Source organism: Pseudomonas sp. AC252 (assembly GCF_979258105.1).
Genome location: NZ_OZ409837.1, coordinates 1,619,563 through 1,639,410, shown reverse-complemented (window position 1 = coordinate 1,639,410; position 19,848 = coordinate 1,619,563). Strand labels below are relative to the sequence as shown.

18 protein-coding genes are annotated in these 19,848 nt (G+C 62.1%); 12 read left to right on the top strand and 6 right to left on the bottom strand.

Translation table 11 applies throughout. From position 1 onward, the window contains the following. Positions 1 to 18: 18 nt before the first annotated feature. Complete coding sequence (locus tag ACZZZ4_RS07640) at positions 19 to 336, bottom strand: cell division protein ZapA (RefSeq protein ID WP_042607079.1); 318 nt, start codon at positions 334 to 336, stop codon at positions 19 to 21. After that, positions 333 to 542 (bottom strand): TIGR02449 family protein, encoded by a 210-nt coding sequence (locus ACZZZ4_RS07635; protein ID WP_007911197.1) that lies wholly within the window; start codon positions 540 to 542, stop codon positions 333 to 335. Before ACZZZ4_RS07635 ends, ACZZZ4_RS07640 begins: the two co-directional genes overlap by 4 nt. A gap of 125 nt (positions 543 to 667) precedes the next feature. On the opposite strand from ACZZZ4_RS07635, the gene ACZZZ4_RS07630 reads away from it, so the two are divergent. The 10 genes from ACZZZ4_RS07630 to gcvP all read left to right on the top strand — a co-directional run bounded on the left by ACZZZ4_RS07630 (position 668) and on the right by gcvP (position 13,530). Further along, positions 668 to 1,228, top strand: coding sequence for a YecA/YgfB family protein (locus ACZZZ4_RS07630; protein ID WP_463547561.1), 561 nt, complete (start codon positions 668 to 670; stop codon positions 1,226 to 1,228). 27 nt (positions 1,229 to 1,255) lie between these two features. Then, positions 1,256 to 2,590 (top strand): Xaa-Pro aminopeptidase, encoded by a 1,335-nt coding sequence (gene pepP, locus ACZZZ4_RS07625; RefSeq protein ID WP_463547560.1) that lies wholly within the window; start codon positions 1,256 to 1,258, stop codon positions 2,588 to 2,590. Further along, positions 2,587 to 3,774: a 2-octaprenyl-6-methoxyphenyl hydroxylase gene (gene ubiH / locus ACZZZ4_RS07620; RefSeq protein ID WP_463547559.1), complete on the top strand. Its 1,188-nt coding sequence runs from the start codon at positions 2,587 to 2,589 to the stop codon at positions 3,772 to 3,774. The genes pepP and ubiH overlap by 4 nt, the downstream gene beginning before the upstream one ends. Next, positions 3,767 to 4,252: a DUF4442 domain-containing protein gene (locus ACZZZ4_RS07615; RefSeq protein ID WP_129997887.1), complete on the top strand. Its 486-nt coding sequence runs from the start codon at positions 3,767 to 3,769 to the stop codon at positions 4,250 to 4,252. Before ubiH ends, ACZZZ4_RS07615 begins: the two co-directional genes overlap by 8 nt. 9 nt (positions 4,253 to 4,261) lie before the next feature. Then, positions 4,262 to 5,479 (top strand): 2-octaprenyl-3-methyl-6-methoxy-1,4-benzoquinol hydroxylase, encoded by a 1,218-nt coding sequence (locus ACZZZ4_RS07610; RefSeq protein ID WP_463549259.1) that lies wholly within the window; start codon positions 4,262 to 4,264, stop codon positions 5,477 to 5,479. Between the two features lie 219 nt (positions 5,480 to 5,698). Beyond that, a complete protein-coding gene (locus ACZZZ4_RS07605; RefSeq protein ID WP_129997885.1) occupies positions 5,699 to 6,703 on the top strand; it encodes an extracellular solute-binding protein in 1,005 nt (334 codons plus the stop codon). A 147-nt stretch (positions 6,704 to 6,850) separates the two neighbouring features. Next, positions 6,851 to 8,464 (top strand): ABC transporter permease, encoded by a 1,614-nt coding sequence (locus ACZZZ4_RS07600; protein ID WP_463547558.1) that lies wholly within the window; start codon positions 6,851 to 6,853, stop codon positions 8,462 to 8,464. A gap of 423 nt (positions 8,465 to 8,887) precedes the next feature. After that, positions 8,888 to 9,970, top strand: a complete 1,083-nt coding sequence (gene gcvT, locus ACZZZ4_RS07595) for a glycine cleavage system aminomethyltransferase GcvT (RefSeq protein ID WP_125916755.1) — start codon at positions 8,888 to 8,890, stop codon at positions 9,968 to 9,970. 48 nt (positions 9,971 to 10,018) lie between these two features. Beyond that, the gene (gene gcvH / locus ACZZZ4_RS07590; RefSeq protein WP_463547557.1) at positions 10,019 to 10,402 is read left to right on the top strand and encodes a glycine cleavage system protein GcvH; all 384 of its coding nucleotides are present in this window, start codon (positions 10,019 to 10,021) and stop codon (positions 10,400 to 10,402) included. Between the two features lie 254 nt (positions 10,403 to 10,656). After that, complete coding sequence (gcvP, locus tag ACZZZ4_RS07585; RefSeq protein WP_463547556.1) at positions 10,657 to 13,530, top strand: aminomethyl-transferring glycine dehydrogenase; 2,874 nt, start codon at positions 10,657 to 10,659, stop codon at positions 13,528 to 13,530. Between the two features lie 186 nt (positions 13,531 to 13,716). On the opposite strand, the gene ACZZZ4_RS07580 is transcribed toward gcvP, so the two are convergent. The 3 genes from ACZZZ4_RS07580 to ACZZZ4_RS07570 form a co-directional block, all read right to left on the bottom strand. Then, a complete protein-coding gene (locus ACZZZ4_RS07580; protein WP_172667868.1) occupies positions 13,717 to 14,037 on the bottom strand; it encodes a DUF2388 domain-containing protein in 321 nt (106 codons plus the stop codon). Positions 14,038 to 14,103: 66 nt separating this feature from the next. Beyond that, positions 14,104 to 15,888, bottom strand: coding sequence for a type IV pilus assembly ATPase TfpB (tfpB, locus tag ACZZZ4_RS07575; protein WP_463547555.1), 1,785 nt, complete (start codon positions 15,886 to 15,888; stop codon positions 14,104 to 14,106). A 92-nt stretch (positions 15,889 to 15,980) separates the two neighbouring features. Further along, positions 15,981 to 16,319, bottom strand: coding sequence for a hypothetical protein (locus ACZZZ4_RS07570; RefSeq protein ID WP_463547554.1), 339 nt, complete (start codon positions 16,317 to 16,319; stop codon positions 15,981 to 15,983). Between the two features lie 125 nt (positions 16,320 to 16,444). Between ACZZZ4_RS07570 and ACZZZ4_RS07565 the strand changes: the two genes are divergently transcribed. After that, a complete protein-coding gene (locus ACZZZ4_RS07565) occupies positions 16,445 to 16,909 on the top strand; it encodes an Lrp/AsnC family transcriptional regulator (RefSeq protein WP_024014730.1) in 465 nt (154 codons plus the stop codon). 105 nt (positions 16,910 to 17,014) lie between these two features. On the opposite strand, the gene ACZZZ4_RS07560 is transcribed toward ACZZZ4_RS07565, so the two are convergent. Next, positions 17,015 to 18,385 carry a CYTH domain-containing protein gene (locus tag ACZZZ4_RS07560; protein ID WP_463547553.1) on the bottom strand — a complete coding sequence of 457 codons (1,371 nt, stop codon included), beginning with the start codon at positions 18,383 to 18,385 and terminating at the stop codon, positions 17,015 to 17,017. A gap of 156 nt (positions 18,386 to 18,541) precedes the next feature. Here ACZZZ4_RS07560 and argE point away from each other — a divergent pair, with 156 nt between their 5' ends. Further along, entirely contained in the window at positions 18,542 to 19,696 is a 1,155-nt protein-coding gene (argE, locus tag ACZZZ4_RS07555) for an acetylornithine deacetylase (RefSeq protein ID WP_463547552.1), read from the top strand. The last annotated feature ends 152 nt before the right edge of the window (positions 19,697 to 19,848 follow it).

Below are 19,848 nucleotides of genomic sequence, written 5' to 3'. Positions count from 1 at the left end.
CTCAAGCTGCCAGTCGAATCAGCCCTTGGCGGTACTCTGATCGTCGGCCAGGACCAGGTCGACACGATCGAGCAAGTCGCGCACCTGTTCGCGGGTCGAGCCACTGGCCTGAATATCCGGGCGCTCTTCTTTGTGCAACAGGTCGTGGGTGATGTTCAACGCGGCCATCACGGCAATGCGGTCGGCGCCGATGACTTTGCCGCTGCTGCGGATCTCGCGCATCTTGCCGTCCAGGTAGCGGGCGGCGCTGACCAGATTGCTGCGTTCTTCCGGCGGGCAGATGATCGAATACTCTTTGTCGAGGATCTGCACGGTAACGCTATTGCTTGAACTCATGAGTCTTGCTCCAGGGCCTTGAGGCGCGAAATCATCGATTCGACCTTACGCCGGGCGATTTCGTTTTTTTCAATGAGGTGAGCGCGTTCCTCGCGCCAGGTTTTTTCCTGAGCTAGTAAGAGTGCGTTTTGACTCTTAAGTTGCTCGACTCGGCCAATCAGCAGTTCGAGTCTGGCCATCAGCGCTTGCAGGTCGGTGTCTTCCATTGGGTCCACGTGTTCGTCTGATGGGTGGTAACTGGCGGACAGCCTTTAATGGTCTTGGCGGGGCTGTCGATGTAGGATACAAGGCCTTCATTCTAGACATAGCGCCGTCTGGCGCCTAGCTGCCCATGACCATTGCGAATTCCCCGTACCAAGCCTTTGCCACCCTGCTGACTGCCAGCGGCCACAACGTCTCGCCTGCCGAACTGCACGGCGTGCTGCTCGGGCGCAGTTGCGCCGGGGCCGGCTTCGATCACGAAGGCTGGCTGATCGACGCCGCCGAACTGCTCGAAGGCGATATTCAGGACAACGTCCGCAACGCTCTGATCGGCCTGCAGGAGATGGTCAAGGGCGAGCTGACCGGCGACGACGTCGCCGTCGTTCTGCTGCTGCCGACCGACGATGCACCGCTGGCCGACCGCGCTGCTGCGCTGGGCGAGTGGTGTCAGGGTTTCCTCAGCGGTTTCGGCCTGAACTGCCGCGACAGCAGCATGCTCAGCACCGAAGCCACCGAAGTGCTGCAGGATCTGGCGGCCATTTCCCAGGTGCAGGATGCGCTGGAAGAATCCGAAGACGGCGAAACCGACTACATGGAAGTCATGGAATACCTGCGCGTCGCGCCGCTGCTGCTGTTCTCGGAAACCAAAAAAGCCGATGTGCCGCCAGCCGCCAAGCCGTCGCTGCATTAATCGCGTGCCAGGGAAAGCCATCTGCCCATGACCCATATCCCCAAAGCGGAATACAGCCGTCGCCGCAAGGCCCTGATGGCGCAGATGGAACCCAACAGCATCGCGATCCTGCCCGCCGCCGCGGTAGCCATCCGCAACCGCGACGTCGAGCACGTCTACCGGCAGGACAGCGATTTCCAGTACCTCAGTGGTTTCCCCGAGCCACAGGCCGTCATCGTCCTGATGCCCGGTCGCGAGCACGGCGAGTACATCCTCTTCTGCCGTGAACGCAACGCCGAGCGCGAATTGTGGGATGGCCTGCGCGCAGGGCAGGAAGGCGCGATCCGCGAGTACGGCGCCGACGACGCCTTTCCGATCACCGACATCGACGACATCCTCCCCGGCCTGATCGAAGGCCGCGACCGGGTGTATTCGGCGATGGGCAGCAACCCGGAATTCGACCGGCATCTGATGGACTGGATCAACGTGATCCGCTCCAAGGCGCACCTCGGTGCGCAGCCGCCGAATGAATTCGTTGCCCTGGATCATCTGCTGCACGACATGCGCCTGTATAAATCGGCGGCAGAAGTGAAGGTGTTGCGCGAAGCCGCGCGGATTTCGGCGCAAGCGCATATCCGCGCGATGCAGGCCAGTCGTCCGGGGCTGTATGAATACAGCCTCGAAGCCGAACTGGATTACGAATTCCGCAAGGGCGGAGCGAAGATGCCGGCCTACGGTTCGATCGTCGCCGCCGGGCGCAACAGCTGCATCCTGCATTACCAGCAGAATGACGCCTTGCTCAAGGACGGCGATCTGGTGCTGATCGACGCCGGGTGCGAGATCGACTGCTACGCCAGTGACATCACCCGCACATGGCCGGTCAACGGCAAGTTCTCGCCGGAGCAGAAGGCGATCTACGAGTTGGTGCTGGCGTCACAGGAAGCCGCGTTCGCCGAGATCGCACCGAACAAACACTGGAATCAGGCGCACGAAGCCACGGTGCGGGTGATCACCGCAGGTCTGGTCAAGCTTGGTTTGTTGCAGGGCGAGGTTGACGAATTGATCGCCAGCGAAGCCTACAAGGCTTTTTATATGCACCGCGCCGGCCACTGGCTGGGCATGGATGTGCATGATGTTGGCGAGTACAAGGTCGGCGGCGAATGGCGCGTGCTGGAGGTCGGCATGGCGCTGACCGTGGAGCCGGGTATCTACATCGCCGCGGACAATCAGAACGTGGCGAAGAAATGGCGCGGCATTGGCGTGCGCATCGAGGATGACGTGGTCGTGACCCGATCCGGCTGTGAAATCCTCACCAGCGGCGTGCCGAAAACCGTCGCCGAGATCGAAGCGCTGATGGCACAAGCAAGGACACATGCAGCATGAGTCGAGTCAATCTGGCAATCATCGGTGGCGGTCTGGTCGGCGCCAGTCTGGCGTTGGCGTTGCAGGCCGGGGCCAAGGCGCAGGGCTGGAAAATCGTCCTGATCGAACCGTTCGCCCCCGGCGACAGCTGGCAGCCGAGCTACGACGCCCGCTCCTCGGCGCTGTCGTACGGCTCGCGGCAGATTTATCAGCGCCTGGGCGTGTGGCAGGAAATCTCCCGCCGCGCCGAGCCGATCAAACAGATTCATGTCTCCGACCGTGGCCGCTTCTCCACCGCGCGCTTGTCGGCGATGGAAGAGGGTGTGCCAGCGCTCGGTTACGTGGTGGAAAACGCCTGGCTCGGCCAGTGCCTGTGGCAGCACCTCGACAAAGACGTGATCACGTGGCGCTGCCCGGCGGAGGTCACGCGCATGGAGCCGTTGGCCGATGGCTATCGCCTGACCCTCAACGATGAAACCACGCTGGAATGCGACCTCGCGGTGCTCGCCGATGGCGGCCGCTCCGGGCTGCGCGAACAGTTGGGCATCAACGTGCGCACGCGCCCTTACAACCAGAGCGCACTGATCGCCAACATCACCCCGAGTGAAGCGCATAACGGCATGGCCTTCGAGCGCTTCACCGACGAGGGGCCGATGGCCCTGCTGCCGTTGCCGGACAATCGCTGCGCACTGGTGTGGACGCGACTGGGCATGGATGCGCAGCGTCTGACTGAATTGAGCGAGCGTGAATTCCTCAGCGAATTGCAAAGCGTGTTCGGTTACCGCCTCGGCACTTTGAAACAGGTCGGCGCACGGCATCTGTATCCGCTATCGCTGATCGAAGCTGAAGAACAGGTGCGCTCGCATCTGGCCGTGCTTGGCAACGCCGCACATAGCCTGCACCCGATCGCCGGACAGGGCTTCAACCTGTCGCTGCGTGACGCCGACGCCTTGGCTGCCGCGCTGCTGGCCAGCGACAAGCCGCTGGGCGACTTCGCCACGTTGCAGGCCTATCGCGAACGGCAGCGCCTCGATCAGGACCTGACCGTGGGCTTCTCCGATCAGGTCACGCGGCTGTTCGGCAGCACCCAGCCGCTGGTGTCGCTGGGGCGCAACCTCGGCCTGCTCGGCCTCGACCTGCTGCCGCCAGCCAAACGCTGGTTTGCCCGGCAGGCGATGGGCCTGGGAACCCGTCCGGATGCTTGAGTGGCTGAGCAACACATTCGGCAAGGCGCGGTTGATGCGCTGGGTGATGACCTTTTATCCGCCGTATCTTGGCGCCGGCGTGCGCGTTCGGCACATCAGCGATGACTTTCGCGACGTGCAGGTGTCCATGGGGTTGGGCTGGTACAACCGCAACTACGTCGGCACCCAGTTTGGCGGCAGTCTGTATTCGATGGTTGACCCGTTCTTCATGTTGATGCTCATGGAAAACCTCGGCCCGAAATACATCGTCTGGGACAAGGCCGCCGATATCGATTTCATTGCGCCGGGCAAAGGCCCGGTGTTCGCCCGGTTCAACATCGACCAGACCCTGCTCGACGAGATCCGCCGGCAGACCGCCAACGGCGAGAAATACCTGCCGCAGTTGCAGGTCGACATTCATGACGGCGCCGGCAACCTTGTGGCGCGGGTCGGTAAAACCCTTTACGTGCGGCTCAAGCCGCAAGCGAGACAGGCCTAAAGCATGGAAATGCGCGCAGATCTGCTGATTGTCGGAGCCGGAATGGTCGGCAGCGCCCTGGCGCTGGCGCTACAGGACAGCGGCCTGGAAGTGCTGCTGCTCGACGGCAGCCCGCTGAGCGTGAAACCGTTCGCTGCCGAAGCGGCGTTCGAACCGCGCGTCAGCGCGTTGTCGGCGGCGAGCCAGCGCATCCTCGAACGCCTCGGCGTCTGGGACGGTATCGCCCAGCGGCGCAGCAGCCCGTACACCGACATGCACGTCTGGGACGGCAGCGGCACCGGGCATATTCATTTCTCGGCGAGCAGCGTGCATGCCGATGTGCTCGGGCATATCGTCGAGAACCGCGTGGTGCAGGATGCGCTGCTCGAGCGTTTGCATGACTGTGACCTGGGCATGCTGGCCAATGCGCGGCTGGAACAGATGCGTCGCTCCGGCGATGACTGGCTGCTGACCCTGGCCGATGGCCGCACCTTGCGCGCGCCGCTGGTGATCGCGGCCGATGGCGCCAATTCAGCGGTGCGCCGTCTGACCGGCGTGGCGACTCGCGAGTGGGATTATCTGCATCACGCCATCGTGACGAGCGTGCGCTGCAGCCAGCCGCACCGCAAAACCGCCTGGCAGCGCTTTACCGATCACGGACCGTTGGCGTTTCTGCCGCTGGAGCGTGATGGTCAGCAGGACTGGTGCTCGATCGTCTGGTCGACCACACCGGGTGAAGCCGAGCGCTTGATGGCGCTGGAGGAAACTGCGTTTTGCGCTGAGCTGGAGCGAGCCTTTGAAGGGCGCCTCGGTGAGGTCATCAGCGCCGATCCACGTCTCTGCGTGCCGCTGCGTCAGCGCCACGCCAAACGCTATGTCGCAGAAGGCCTGGCGTTGATCGGTGATGCGGCGCATACCATTCACCCGTTGGCGGGGCAGGGTGTAAACCTTGGTTTCCTCGATGCAGCGGTGCTGGCCGAAGTGCTGCTGCAAGCGCATGAACGTGGGGAGCGGCTGGCGGACGTGAAAGTGTTGAGTCGCTACGAGCGTCGACGCATGCCGCACAATCTGGCGCTGATGGCGGCGATGGAAGGCTTCGAGCGGTTGTTCCAGGCCGACCCCCTGCCACTGCGCTGGTTGCGCAATGCCGGGTTGAAACTGGTCGAGCAGATGCCCGAGGCGAAGGCGTTGTTTGTGCGTGAGGCGCTGGGGCTGACCGGGGATCTTCCAGCTCTTGCAAAGCCCTGAGATGTTTTAAAGGCTGATGGCCTCATCGCGAGCAGGCTCGCTCCCACAGTTGAGATGCATTCCAATGTGGGAGCGAGCCTGCTCGCGAAAGCGTCCGCCCGCTCGCCGCAGTTTTGAGTCGTGCAACATCTGGTAACGCCTTCCCCCAGTGTTCGATTGTGGTGGTAAATGTGAGTCCTTATCATTTGGCCCACATTTCCCGACCGAGAGACCACTCCCATGTTGGCACCCAAGCGTCTTCTGACCGCACTGGCCTTGACCCTGATCGGCAGCACCACTGCCCAGGCTGCCGATGAGGTGGTGGTTTACTCGTCGCGTATCGATGAGCTGATCAAACCGGTATTCGACGCCTACACCGCCAAGACCGGGGTGAAGATCAAGTTCATCACCGACAAGGAAGCGCCGCTGATGCAACGGATCAAGGCCGAAGGTGAAAACGCCACCGCCGACCTGCTGCTCACCGTCGATGCCGGCAACCTGTGGCAGGCCGAGCAGATGGGCATCCTCCAGCCGTTCACTTCAAAGACCATCGACGCCAACATCCCCCTGCAATATCGCTCGTCCACCCACGCCTGGACCGGCCTGAGCCTGCGCGCGCGGACCATCGCCTATTCCACCGAGCGAGTGAAACCGGGCGAACTGACCACCTACGAAGCGCTGGCCGACAAGAACTGGGAAGGCCGCTTGTGCCTGCGCACGGCGAAGAAGGTCTACAACCAGTCGCTGACCGCGACCATGATTGAAGTCCACGGCGCCGAGAAGACCGAGCAGATCCTCAAGGGCTGGGTCAACAATCTGTCCACCGATGTGTTCTCCGATGACGTTGCAGTACTTGAAGCGATCAACGCCGGGCAGTGCGACGTCGGCATCGTCAACACCTACTACTACGGTCGCCTGCACAAGCAAAAGCCAGAATTGCCAGTGAAGCTGTTCTGGCCGAACCAAGCCGATCGCGGCGTGCACGTGAATCTGTCGGGCATCGGCCTGACCAAACATGCACCGCACCCGGAAGCGGCCAAGGCTCTGGTTGAATGGATGACCACGCCTGAGGCACAGAAGATTTTTGCAGATGTGAACCAGGAATTCCCGGCCAACCCGGCGGTGGCGCCTTCGGAAGAAGTGGCGGCGTGGGGCAAGTTTGTCGCCGATACCTTGCCGGTTGAGGTGGCGGGCAAACGTCAGGCTGAGGCGATCCGGATGATGGATCGGGCGGGGTGGAACTGAGGCGTTTGCGATTGATCGTTCCCACGCTCCGCGTGGGAATGCAGCCTTCGACGCTCTGCGTCGTGCCGCTGAAAGCGTGACGCGGAGCGTCACAGGATGTGTGCCCACGCAGAGCGTGGGCACAATCATTTGAACGAGATTGTTTCCTTGGCCCACCCCGCCCAACGCCGCTGGTACCCCATCGTCTTCGCCATCGCCGCGCTGGTGCTCTTGCCGCTAAGCGTGCTGCTGTTGTCGTGGCAGACCATCGATCAGCAGATCTGGTCGCACCTGTGGCAAACCCAGATGCCGCGTCTGCTCGGTAATACCCTGACGCTGATTCTCGGCGTCGGTGTCGGTGTGACCCTGTTGGGTGTGAGCCTTGCCTGGCTGACCAGCCTCTGCGAATTTCCCGGTCGGCGCTGGCTCGACTGGGCGCTGATGCTGCCCTTCGCCATCCCTGCCTACGTGCTGGCGTTTGTCTTCGTCGGCCTGCTGGATTTCGCCGGCCCGGTGCAAACCCTGCTGCGCGAATGGTTCGGCAGCGGCCTGCGCCTGCCGCGAGTGCGCTCCACCGGCGGGGTGATCGTGGTGCTGGTGCTGGTCTTCTACCCCTACGTTTACCTGCTGGCGCGTACTGCGTTTCTGGCTCAGGGCAAAGGCCTGATGGAAGCGGCGCGGGTGCTCGGGCAGTCGCCGTGGCAGGCGTTCTGGCGGGTTGCGCTGCCGATGGCGCGTCCGGCGATTGGCGCGGGCGTGGCGCTGGCGCTGATGGAAACCCTCGCCGATTTCGGCGCAGTGTCGGTGTTCAACTTCGACACCTTCACCACGGCCATCTACAAAACCTGGTACGGCTTCTTCAGCCTGCCCAGCGCTGCGCAACTGGCCACTCTGTTGCTGCTGGTGGTGATGCTGGTGCTGTACGGCGAGCGCCGCGCGCGCGGGGCGAATCGGGCCAGCAATGAGCGGCCACGGGTGAAGGCGCTGTATCACTTGCGCGGGCTCAAGGCGTTGGCGGCGACAGGCTGGTGTGGAATGGTGTTCGCCTGCGCCTTCGTCATTCCGGTTCTGCAACTGGTCGTCTGGTTCTGGCAGCGCGGACGCTTCGATCTGGATGAACGCTACGCCGGGCTGATTCTGCACACGCTGTATCTGGGCGCGATGGCCGCTCTGATCACCGTCAGCGTTGCGCTGTTGTTGGCGTTCGCCCGGCGTCTGGCGCCGACCCCAGCCATCAACTCCGGCGTCGGCCTGGCCAATCTCGGCTACGCCTTGCCTGGTTCGGTGCTGGCGGTGTCGATCATGCTCGCCTTCAGTTATCTGGATCGTGAACTGGTGATTCCGCTCTCCGCCTGGCTCGGTGGTGCCGGCAAACCGTTGCTGCTTGGCAGCCTCGCGGCGTTGCTGATGGCGTATCTGGTGCGCTTCATTGCCGTGGCGTATGGACCTCTGGAAAGCAGTCTGGCGCGTATACGGCCATCTTTGCCCGAAGCGGCACGTAGCCTGGGTGTCAGTGGGCCGCGACTGTTTTTCAAAGTGTATCTGCCGCTGTTGCTGCCCGGCACCTTGAGCGCCGCGTTGCTGGTGTTCGTCGATGTGCTCAAGGAAATGCCTGCGACCCTGCTGATGCGCCCGTTTGGCTGGGACACGCTGGCGGTGCGCATCTTCGAAATGACCAGCGAAGGCGAATGGGCGCGCGCCTCATTGCCGGCATTGACGCTGGTGCTGGTTGGCCTGTTGCCGGTGATCGGGTTGATTCGACGTTCCGCGCACCGAAACTAGGGGGCGTTCTCGATTGGTTTCCCCACCGCGCCGGGTCTGCTGTTGTGCAGGGCAAGACGCGAGAAGCGTGGTTTGGTTGTTCCAAATAAGCTTCGAGCAACGCAGCCCTGCACAACAGCAGGCCCGGCCCTCCGGGTTGTGCCTAAAAGCGAGCCAGCCTGCGTTGCAGGCCTTGAAAAGGGAATACCATTCCCAGCGGCCTGCGCCTTGCCTGGCTCGCTTTTAGGCGACAACGCGGTGGGGAAACCAATTGAGAACGCCCCCGTAGTAGTGAGTCCTACATCATGCGGCTACAATGCGCGGCATTCGGTGCGGTTCGTCTGACAGACCCGTGCGCTGGAATCGACTGAAAGCCTTATCCATCAAGGCTTTCAGCCGTATAGCGGCGGTCCGCACCCTCGCCACGCCCGGAAGGAGAAACCCATGGGACAGCGTACGCCTCTGTATGACCTGCACCTCGCGCTTGGCGCGAAGATGGTCGATTTTGGCGGTTGGGACATGCCATTGCATTACGGCTCGCAGGTCGAGGAGCACCACGAAGTGCGCCGCGATTGCGGGGTGTTCGATGTTTCCCATATGACCGTGATCGATGTCACCGGCGCCCAGGCCAAGGCCTGGCTCCAGCATTTGCTGGCCAACGACGTCGAACGTCTGCACAGCCCCGGCCGGGCGTTGTACAGCACCATGCTCAACGAGCGTGGCGGCATCGTCGACGACATGATCGTCTATCGCCTCGACGATGCGTACCGGCTGGTATTCAACGCCTCCACCCGCGATCAGGATCTGGCCTGGATGAACGCCCAGCTCGGCGCTTACGACGTGCAGTTGCACGAGCGCGCCGAGCTGGCGATGCTCGCCATTCAGGGCCCGCAGGCGCGGCACAAGATTGCCGAACTGGTCACCCAGTCGCGCGCCACGCTGATCCAGCAACTCAAACCTTTCGAAGGCGCCATCGACGGCGACTGGTTCATCGCGCGTACCGGCTACACCGGCGAGGATGGCCTGGAAATCTGCCTGCCGGCGAATCAGGCGCCGGGTTTCTTCAACGACCTCGTCGGCGCCGGCATTTCGCCGATTGGCCTCGGCGCTCGCGACACCTTGCGGGTCGAGGCTGGGATGAACCTGTACGGTCAGGACATTCATCAGGACGTTTCGCCGCTGGCTTCGAACATGGCCTGGAGCATTGCCTGGGAGCCGGCCTCGCGGCAGTTCATCGGCCGCGCGGCGCTGGAGGCGGAAAAAGCCGCCGGCGTGGCGCACAAACTGGTCGGTCTGGTACTGGAAGAACGCGGGGTTTTGCGCGCTCACCAGGTGGTTCGCATCGCCGATGTTGGCGAAGGAGAGATCACCAGTGGTAGTTTCTCTCCTACGCTGAGCAAATCGATTGCCCTGGCGCGTGTACCGATGGCAACTGCCGACCGCGCCGAAGTGGAAATCCGTGGCAAGTGGTACCCGGTACGCGTGGTCAAACCGACCTTCGTACGCCATGGCAAGACTTTGATCTAACCTTTTCCGGCGGGCACGACCGCTGACCAATTCCTGAGGAAACCGAAGATGAGCGATATCCCTGCCGAACTGCGATTTGCCGAAAGTCATGAATGGGCGCGTCTGGAAGCCGACGGCACTGTCACCGTGGGCATCAGCGATCACGCGCAGGAAGCGCTGGGCGACGTGGTGTTCGTCGAACTGACCGAAGTCGGCAAGGTGTTCGCTGCCGGTGATCAATCCGGTGTGGTCGAGTCGGTAAAAGCCGCTTCCGACATCTACGCCCCGGTCAGCGGTGAGGTCATCGCGATCAACGAAGACCTGAGCGGCTCGCCTGAGCTGCTGAACTCCGACCCGTACGGCGCGTGGATCTTCAAGCTCAAGCCAAGCGACGAGGCCGAGCTGGACAAGCTGCTGGATGCTGCCGCTTATCAGTCTGCCATTGGCGAGTAAGCGTTAAGCACACCGCAAAGCCCCGACCTGTCGGGGCTTTTTTGTGCACGATGATTTCCCCCTGTGGGAGCGGGCTTGCTCGCGAAGGCGGTGTATCAGACACATTCATGTCGACTGACAAACCGCCTTCGCGAGCAAGCCCGCTCCCACAATGGAAATGCGTTTGATACTGGAATATTGGGCGCGATACGGGCTGCTATGCTGGTTTGACCGTGTTGCAATGACGCCGAGCGCAAGCCAAGAGAGAGCCCGTCATGTCCCAGTCGCCGTCCCTGAGCCAGTTACGCGATTCCGAAGCCTTTCTGCGCCGCCACCTCGGCCCGGATGCCGCCGAGCAGCAGGCGATGCTCGACAGCCTCGGCCTGGGTAGTCGCGCCGAGCTGATCGAGCAGACCGTGCCGCCGGGCATTCGCTTCAATCGCGCACTGGATCTGCCGCCGGCACTCGACGAACAGACTGCGCTGGCGAAACTGCGCGGTTATGCCGAGCAGAATCAGCTGTTCACCAGCCTGATCGGTATTGGCTACCACGGCACCGTCACGCCGACCGTCATCTTGCGCAACGTGCTGGAAAATCCCGGCTGGTACACCGCGTACACCCCATATCAACCAGAGATCGCCCAGGGCCGGCTCGAAGCGCTGCTGAATTTTCAGCAACTGACCATCGACCTCACCGGCCTGGAACTGGCCAACGCCTCGCTGCTCGATGAGGCTACCGCAGCGGCCGAAGCCATGGCTTTGGCCAAGCGCGTGGCGAAGTCGAAGAGCAATCTGTTTTTTGTGGATGAAAATTGCCATCCGCAAACCCTCTCCGTGGTACAGACCCGCGCCGAAGGTTTCGGCTTCGAGCTGATCGTCGACGCGGTGGATAACCTGGCGCAGCACGAGGTGTTCGGCGCGCTGCTGCAATACCCCGACACCCACGGCGAAATCCGCGATCTCAAACCCTTGATCAACCACCTGCACGCACAACAGGCCCTGGCCTGCGTCGCCACCGATTTGCTCAGCCTGCTGGTGCTGACGCCGCCGGGTGAGTTGGGTGCCGATGTGGTGTTCGGTTCGTCCCAGCGTTTCGGTGTGCCGATGGGTTATGGCGGCCCGCACGCAGCGTTCTTCGCCAGCCGCGAGGAATACAAACGGGCGATTCCGGGGCGAATCATCGGTGTATCGAAAGATGCTCGCGGCAACGTCGCGCTGCGCATGGCCCTGCAAACCCGCGAGCAACACATCCGCCGCGAGAAAGCCAATTCGAACATCTGCACGGCGCAGGTGCTGCTGGCCAATATCGCCAGTTGCTACGCGGTATATCACGGCCCCGAGGGCTTGAAGCGGATTGCCCAGCGCGTGCATCGCCTGACCTGCATCCTCGCCGCGGGACTTGAGCGCAACGGCATCAGCCGGCTCAACAGGCAGTTCTTCGACACGTTGACTCTTGAGGTTGGCGGCGCACAAACGGCGATCATCGAAAGTGCTCAGGCAGCGCAGATCAACCTGCGCATTCTTGGTCGCGGTCGCGTTGGGCTGAGTCTGGATGAGACCTGTGATGAGCACACCGTGGCAAAACTGTTTGATGTGCTGCTCGGCGCCGATCACGGCTTGAGCATCGGCGCACTGGATGCCGAAGACATCGCTTCGGGCATTCCCGGCGAACTCCAGCGCAGCACGCCGTACCTGCGCCATCCAGTGTTCAACGCGCATCACAGCGAAACCGAGATGCTGCGTTACCTCAAACAACTGGAAAACAAGGATCTGGCGCTCAACCAGTCGATGATTCCCCTCGGCTCCTGCACGATGAAACTCAACGCAACCAGCGAGATGATCCCGATCACCTGGCCGCAGTTCGCCCATCTGCATCCGTTCGTGCCACGGGAGCAGGCTGTCGGTTACACGCTGATGATCGAGGAGCTCGAGCGTTGGCTGTGTGCAATTACCGGTTTCGATGCGATCTGCATGCAGCCCAACTCCGGCGCCCAAGGCGAGTACGCAGGCTTGCTGGCAATTCGCAAATATCACGAGAGCCGAGGAGAGGGCGCGCGGGATATCTGCCTGATTCCGTCGTCGGCCCACGGCACCAATCCTGCCTCGGCGCAGATGGCCGGGATGCGTGTGGTGATTGTCGAATGCGATGAGGCGGGAAACGTCGATCTGGATGATTTGCAGCTGAAAGCCGCGGAGGCCGGGAATAAGTTGTCGTGCCTGATGGCGACCTATCCGTCGACCCACGGGGTTTACGAGGAAGGCATCAGCGAAATCTGCGCAGTGATTCACCAGCACGGCGGCCAGGTGTACATGGATGGCGCCAACCTCAATGCGCAGGTCGGCCTGGCCAGACCGGCGGACATCGGCGCCGACGTGTCGCACATGAATCTGCACAAGACCTTCTGCATTCCCCATGGCGGCGGCGGGCCGGGCATGGGCCCGATCGGCGTTCGTGCACACTTGGCGCCGTTTGTGGCCAACCATCCAGTGGTGCCGATCGACGGGCCGCTGGCGCAGAACGGCGCAGTCAGCGCAGCGCCGTGGGGCAGCGCGAGCATTTTACCGATCAGTTGGATGTACATTGCCATGATGGGCCCGCACCTGGCAGACGCCAGCGAGGTGGCGATTCTGGCGGCGAATTATCTGGCGCAGCATTTATCCGGCGCGTTTCCGGTGCTGTATACCGGGCGCAATGGCCGGGTGGCGCATGAATGCATTCTTGATCTGCGCCCGCTGAAGGCGCAGACCGGCATCAGCGAGGAAGACGTTGCCAAGCGGCTGATGGATTACGGTTTCCACGCGCCGACCATGTCCTTCCCGGTGCCCGGTACTTTGATGGTCGAGCCGACCGAGAGCGAATCCAAGGCGGAGCTCGACCGCTTCATCGCGGCGATGCTGAGCATTCGCGCCGAGATCAATGAAGTGCAGAAGGGCAACTGGCCGGCGGAAGATAACCCGCTGAAACGCGCGCCGCATACCTTGGCCGATGTCACCGGAATCTGGGAACGGCCCTATAGCCTCGAACAGGCCATCACCCCGGATGCGCACACACGCTTGCACAAATATTGGCCGGCGGTGAATCGGGTGGATAACGTTTACGGCGATCGCAATCTGTATTGCGCTTGTGTGCCGGTGGATGATTACCGCTGATCTCTAAATCCACCACCGTCCCTGTGGGAGCGAGCCTGCTCGCGAAAGCAATCGTCCAGCCAGCATTTTCGGTGACTGGCTCACCGCTTTCGCGAGCAGGCTCGCTCCCACAAGGCATGGTGGTGAGGCGGTAATCCGGGCAAAAAAATGCCGCTCGATCGAGCGGCATTTTTGAGGGTGCGAGGCTTACTCGGAAGCCACGGCGTTCTTCGCCAGAATCGCGTTCGCCAGTTCCATGTCCGAAGCCTGGAGGCCAGGGTTGTCGGCGCGGACTTTCTGCATCGCTGCTTCCAGGTACGGGCCACGGATGCCGCCGTCGCTGGCGACGAAGCTGCCGGCGTCGTCCTGGGCCGCGACGATCAGCTTGTGATCCTTGAAGGTCAGGTAGGTCGAACCGGTGGTGGCACCGGAGGAGATGACGTTACGCCAAAAGCTGTCCGCCATGGCCGAACCAACGGGAAGCGACAGCAGGGCCAAGGTGGCGACAGCAAGTTTGAGACGCATGATGAGGTGACTCCTGGGGATTGACTACGGCGTTGGATAGGCGATTCCCCGGTCCAGTTCCGTGCCGACTTATTTCAACTCACTTTGTGGCGTCACCCGCAGCACTTCTTCCACCGTGGTCAACCCTGCGGCCACTTTCTGCGCACCGGACAGACGCAGGCTGCGCATGCCTTCCTTGAAGGCTTGGCGGCGAATCGCGGTGAGGTCGGTATCCGGGGTGATCAACGCTTTGAGGCTGTCGCTCAGTTGCATGATTTCGTACACGCCGGCGCGGCCGCGATAACCGGTGTCGCGGCATTCCAGGCAGCCGATAGCCCGTTGCGCATTGCTCGGCAGCGGCGCCTGCCACGGCCGGGTCAGGGTTTGCCAGTCATCATCATCGAGCGTCAGCGGCGCCTTGCAATGCGGGCACAAAGTGCGCACCAGACGCTGGGCCATGACCCCGAGCACGGTGGCTTTGATCAGGTAATGCGGTACGCCGAGTTCGAGCAAACGACTGATGGCGCTCGGCGCATCGTTGGTGTGCAGCGTCGACAGAACCAAGTGCCCGGTGAGCGCGGCCTGAATCGCCATTTCCGCAGTTTCCAGATCGCGGATCTCGCCGATCATGATGATGTCCGGGTCCTGCCGCATCAGCGCCCGGACCCCGGCGGCGAAGGTCAGCTCGATGTTGTGCTGCACCTGCATCTGGTTGAAGGCCGGCTCGACCATTTCGATCGGGTCTTCGATGGTGCAGAGGTTGACCTCCGGTGTCGCCAGTTTTTTCAGCGTGGTGTACAGGGTCGTGGTCTTGCCCGAACCGGTCGGCCCGGTGACCAGAATGATGCCGTTGGGTTGCCGGGTCATGTCTTGCCAGCGGCGCAAATCGTCGGCGCTGAAACCCAACTGGTCAAAATTCTTCAGCAGCACTTCCGGGTCGAAAATCCGCATGACCATTTTTTCGCCGAACGCCGTCGGCAAGGTCGACAGCCGCAACTCCACTTCGCCGCCATCGGGGGTCTTGGTCTTGACCCGGCCGTCCTGGGGTTTGCGCTTTTCCGCGACGTTCATGCGGCCAAGGCTTTTCAGGCGGCTGACGATCGCCATGGTCACCTGTGGCGGGAATTGATAGACGTTGTGCAACACGCCGTCGATGCGAAAGCGTACGGTGCCGTGCTCGCGGCGCGGTTCGATGTGGATATCACTGGCGCGCTGCTGGAAGGCGTACTGGAACAGCCAGTCGACGATGTTGACGATGTGCGCGTCGTTGGCGTCCGGCTCCTGGTCGCTGGCGCCGAGGTTGAGCAGTTGTTCGAAATTGCCGAGGTTACCGCCCTGGGCGTCGGCATTGCTGGCGCCGCTGACCGATTTGGCCAGCCGGAAAAACTCCACGCTGAAGCGCTGGATGTCGACCGGGTTGGCCACAACCCGTTTGATCGGCAGCTTCAACACGTGGGTCAGGTCAGCTTCCCAACCGTTGACGTAGGGCTGAGCGCTGGCCACGGTGACCGAGTCGCGGTCCACGGCGACGGCGAGAATCCTGTGCCGTTGCGCAAAGGCATAGGACATCAGCGGCGTGATCGCCGCAACGTTGATTTTCAGCGGATCGATGCGCAAGTACGGCTGGCCGGCCTGCTGCGCCAGCCACAGGGTCAGGCTTTCCAGATCCAGATATTTGCCCGGACGGCTGAGGTCGTCGAGTTGCTGGCTGGCGATGAATTCCAGCGGATGCATCTGCCCGTGAGCCGCATGGCGACGGCGGGCATTGAGCGCCTGTTCCGCCGCGTCCTGGCAGATGAAGCCTTGGGCGACCAGTTCTCGCAACACATCGTTGAGGTCGAGCCAGCGGTCCTGAGTGACAAATTGAACGGACATGCGGCTTTCCTTTTTGAGCGTCATGCGCAAAAGGATAGTCGTGGCCCCGCTGACCGTTGGGCCACTACCCGACGAAGCCGTTGCCGGATTTGTCAGCCGGCAGCCTGGGCGGGCGCCTGCCACGCCGCGTCGGCGTTGCGCAGGTCCACCGCGCAGACGCTGATCAGGTTGCGCAGTTTTTCCGCGATCACTTGCGCGCGGTGCCAGCTCAGGCCGCTCATGAGCAGATCGATCGACAGCAGATCGTCCTGGCGCTGGACGTTGACCTGCTCCGGAGTCAGAAACTGCAAGGCGAACAGATTCAGCACGCGCACCAGCAGATCCGGCTCGGCCTCGGCGAGGATTTGGTATTGCGCCAGGCAGTGGGCGTTGTTGACGTTCCAGACATCGGCGCGGGCAGGCGCGCTGTTCACGGCTTCAAGGTGCGGCATGGCGAATCTCCAGATCAGTGGAGAAATTTTTACATTCGGTGCGGGGTATTTCTTGGCTATGATCGGCCTTTATAGCGATTTGTCGAAACGGATAATTCGTTAAAGGCGATCTTGGAGGAATTGTTATGCACAGCGAGCTGGACGCTTACGACCGGAAGATCCTCGCCCTGCTGCAGGAAGACGCTTCGCTGTCGAGCGCGCAGATCGCCGAGCAGGTCGGCCTATCGCAATCGCCGTGCTGGCGGCGGATTCAGCGGATGAAGGAGGAGGGCATCATTCGCGGTCAGGTGACCTTGCTTGATCGCAAGAAGATCGGCCTGAACACGCAGATCTTTGCCGAGATCAAACTCAACGCTCACGGCCGCTCGAACTTCACCGAATTCACCGAGGCGATTCGCGGCTTTCCGGAAGTGCTGGAGTGTTATGTGCTGATGGGCGCGGTGGACTTCATGTTGCGCATTGTCGCGGCGGACATTGAGGCGTACGAGCGGTTCTTCTTCGAGAAGCTATCGCTGGTGCCGGGGATACAGGAAGTGAACTCGATCGTGGCGCTGTCGGAGATCAAGTCCACCACCAGCCTGCCGGTCTAGTGCGGATGGCCTTTGTGGCGAGGGGATTTATCCCCGCTGGGCTGCGCAGCAGTCCCGCTTGATCGTTCCCACGCAGAGCGTGGGAACGATCAGGTGGGAAGGTGTTTAGCTGCGCAGCAGGATTTTCCAGGCGCGGTTCTGGTACACCGCAATCGCCTGATGCTTGCGCGCATCGAGCAGTTCGTCAGTGATGGTCGGCTCGTTGGCCAGTTGCGCCAGTTTGTTCAGCTCACCGTACAGGCGATCCATTTCCGGAATGTCCAGTACGTTGCGCGCATGGTGCAACCAGACCTGAATGCGCTCGATACGCGGCAGTTGCTCGGCGAGATCTTCCGGCTGCTGCTGATAGCGCTGCAGCTGCAGAGCGGTGGCTTCTTCGCCCAACAGACGCGGCAACCAGCTGTGCAATTGCGCGTCACCCTGACGGTTGCCACGGGTGTTGCGGTCGGAGGTCCAGGTGCGGGCCAGCAGCCAGCGTGAAGCGTTCAGCGAGAACTGGCCCCAGCGCGGGTCTTTCAGCTCTTCAAGGAACTGCTCCGGCGCGGCCTTGCGCACGTCTTCGTCTTCGATGCCGACTTGCACCAGCGGGCGCCAGTCTTCCAGCAAGGCATCGAGGGCCGCGCGCAGGTCGTGGGTCGACTGACGCGGTGCGGCCTGGCCGAGGCTGCTGAGCAGGGCGCGCATTTCCGCAAGGTTCTCGACCCAGTCTTGCAGCAGGCGCCAGTGGCCGTTGAAACGATATTGCTCGGCCAGCCGCTGGCTGCTACCGAGCAGATGCCAGCTCAGCGCGGCGAAGGCGTCGTCGAGGCGGGTTTCGCTGGTCAACTGCGGCGCCGGCAGGCTCAGCGAATAGCTGTTTGCATCGTGAAGACGATAGCCGCGCTCGGCCTTGCTGATATCGCACGGCATCAGCGCCAGGGTTTCGGCCAGTTCGGCAGCCAGTTCCAGCAGCGCGGCCGGCTCGCCTTCGCGCAGTTCCAGTTCCAGCTCGCAGATTTCTTCCTTCTGCTTGCCGACCACCACATGACCGAGGTCCAGGGCGGCTTCGATGACCACTTTGGTCTTGCCACGGCCCCAGGCGATTTCGGCGCGCTCGCGGACGAAATCGGTGGTGAAGATCGGCTTGAGGGTTTTCTTGTCCAGCTCGGCCAGTGCCTCGGGCCAGCATTCGCCGTCGAGTTTCTTTACGTCGAGCTTGGCTTTCGGCAGTTTCCAGTCGTACTCGTTACGCTCGGACAGACCGGCGACGCTTTGGCCACGGGTCTTGAGGGTCTGAATCACTTCGTCACCGTCCTTGCGCAGGCGCAGGGCGACCTTGGCCTGGGCGAGGTCGCGCTCGGGGGTGTCGAAGTACTGGTTCATCAACTCACGGCGTTCCCAGCCACTTTTGTTGCGTTTCTTCAGCAGCGGGTGCTCGCGCAGGGCAGCGAGGGTTTCGCGGCTGACGCGGAGTTTGATTTCAGTTTCTTTTTGCATGGCCGGAACATCCAGAATCGGGAGCGCAGCCGGGGGAATGTGTGGCTGCCAAGGCCGTGCAGTGTACAGGAGTCAAACTTCCTACGCCCTGCGGCGGTTTATTCCGCGCGCCGGATGGTTCTATAGTGGGCCTCAATCCGGGACCTGGAGTCAGTGATGCCATTGCCGTCCATGCAAGACCAGTTCGCCGCGCTGATTGCCGCGCCATCGGTCAGCTGTACTCAACCGAACCTGGACCAGTCCAACCGCGCCGTCATTGATTTGCTCGCTGGCTGGCTCGGTGACCTGGGTTTCAGCTGCGATATCCAGCAGGTCAGCCCCGGCAAATTCAATCTGCTTGCCAGTTTCGGCAGCGGCCCCGGTGGCCTGGTGCTGGCCGGGCACAGCGACACTGTGCCTTATGACGACGCGTTGTGGCAGACCGACCCGCTGAAGCTCACCGAAGTCGATGGCCGCTGGGTCGGGCTGGGCAGCTGTGACATGAAGGGCTTCTTCGCGCTGATCATCGAGGCGGTGCGGCCGCTGCTCGATCAGCCGTTCAAACAACCGCTGCTGATTCTCGCCACCTGCGATGAAGAAAGCTCGATGTCCGGCGCCCGAGCGCTGGCCGAGGCCGGGCAACCGCTGGGCCGCGCGGCGGTGATCGGCGAGCCGACCGGGCTCAAGCCGATCCGCATGCACAAAGGCATCATGATGGAGCGCATCGACATCCTCGGGCAGAGCGGCCACTCGTCTGATCCGCGTCTGGGCCACAGCGCCCTTGAAGCGATGCACGATGCTATCGGCGAACTGCGCGGTCTGCGCCTGTTGTGGCAGCGCGAATTCAGCAATCCACAATTCAGCGTGCCGCAACCGACGATGAATTTTGGCTGCATCCATGGCGGCGACAACCCCAATCGCATCTGCGGCCAGTGCTCGCTGGAGTTTGACCTGCGGCCGCTGCCGGGCATGGACCCGAGCGTGCTGCGCGCGGAAATCCTGCGCAAGCTCAACCCGGTGGCCGAGCGGCACAAGGTGAAGATCGACTACAAGCCGCTGTTCCCGGAAGTGCCGCCGTTCGAGCAGGCCGAGGACGCAGAATTGGTGCGTATCGCCGAAAAGCTCACCGGCCATCGCGCCGAAGCAGTGGCGTTTGGTACCGAAGCGCCTTATCTTCAGCGCCTCGGCTGCGAAACCATCGTCCTCGGCCCCGGTGACATTGGCTGTGCGCATCAACCCGGCGAGTACCTTGAAATGTCACGTTTGCAGCCTACCGTGCATCTGATCCGGCAGTTGATTGAACATTATTGCCTGACGACAGACGAACGATGACGGCCCTGTGTGGGAGCGAGCCTGCTCGCGAAAGCGTTTTGTCAGTCGCCATTGATGAACCTGATCCACCGCTTTCGCGAGCAGGCTCGCTCCCACAGGGTTAAATGTCTTGCATCAACCCGGTAAATTGCCTGCACCCCAACCCGTATTCA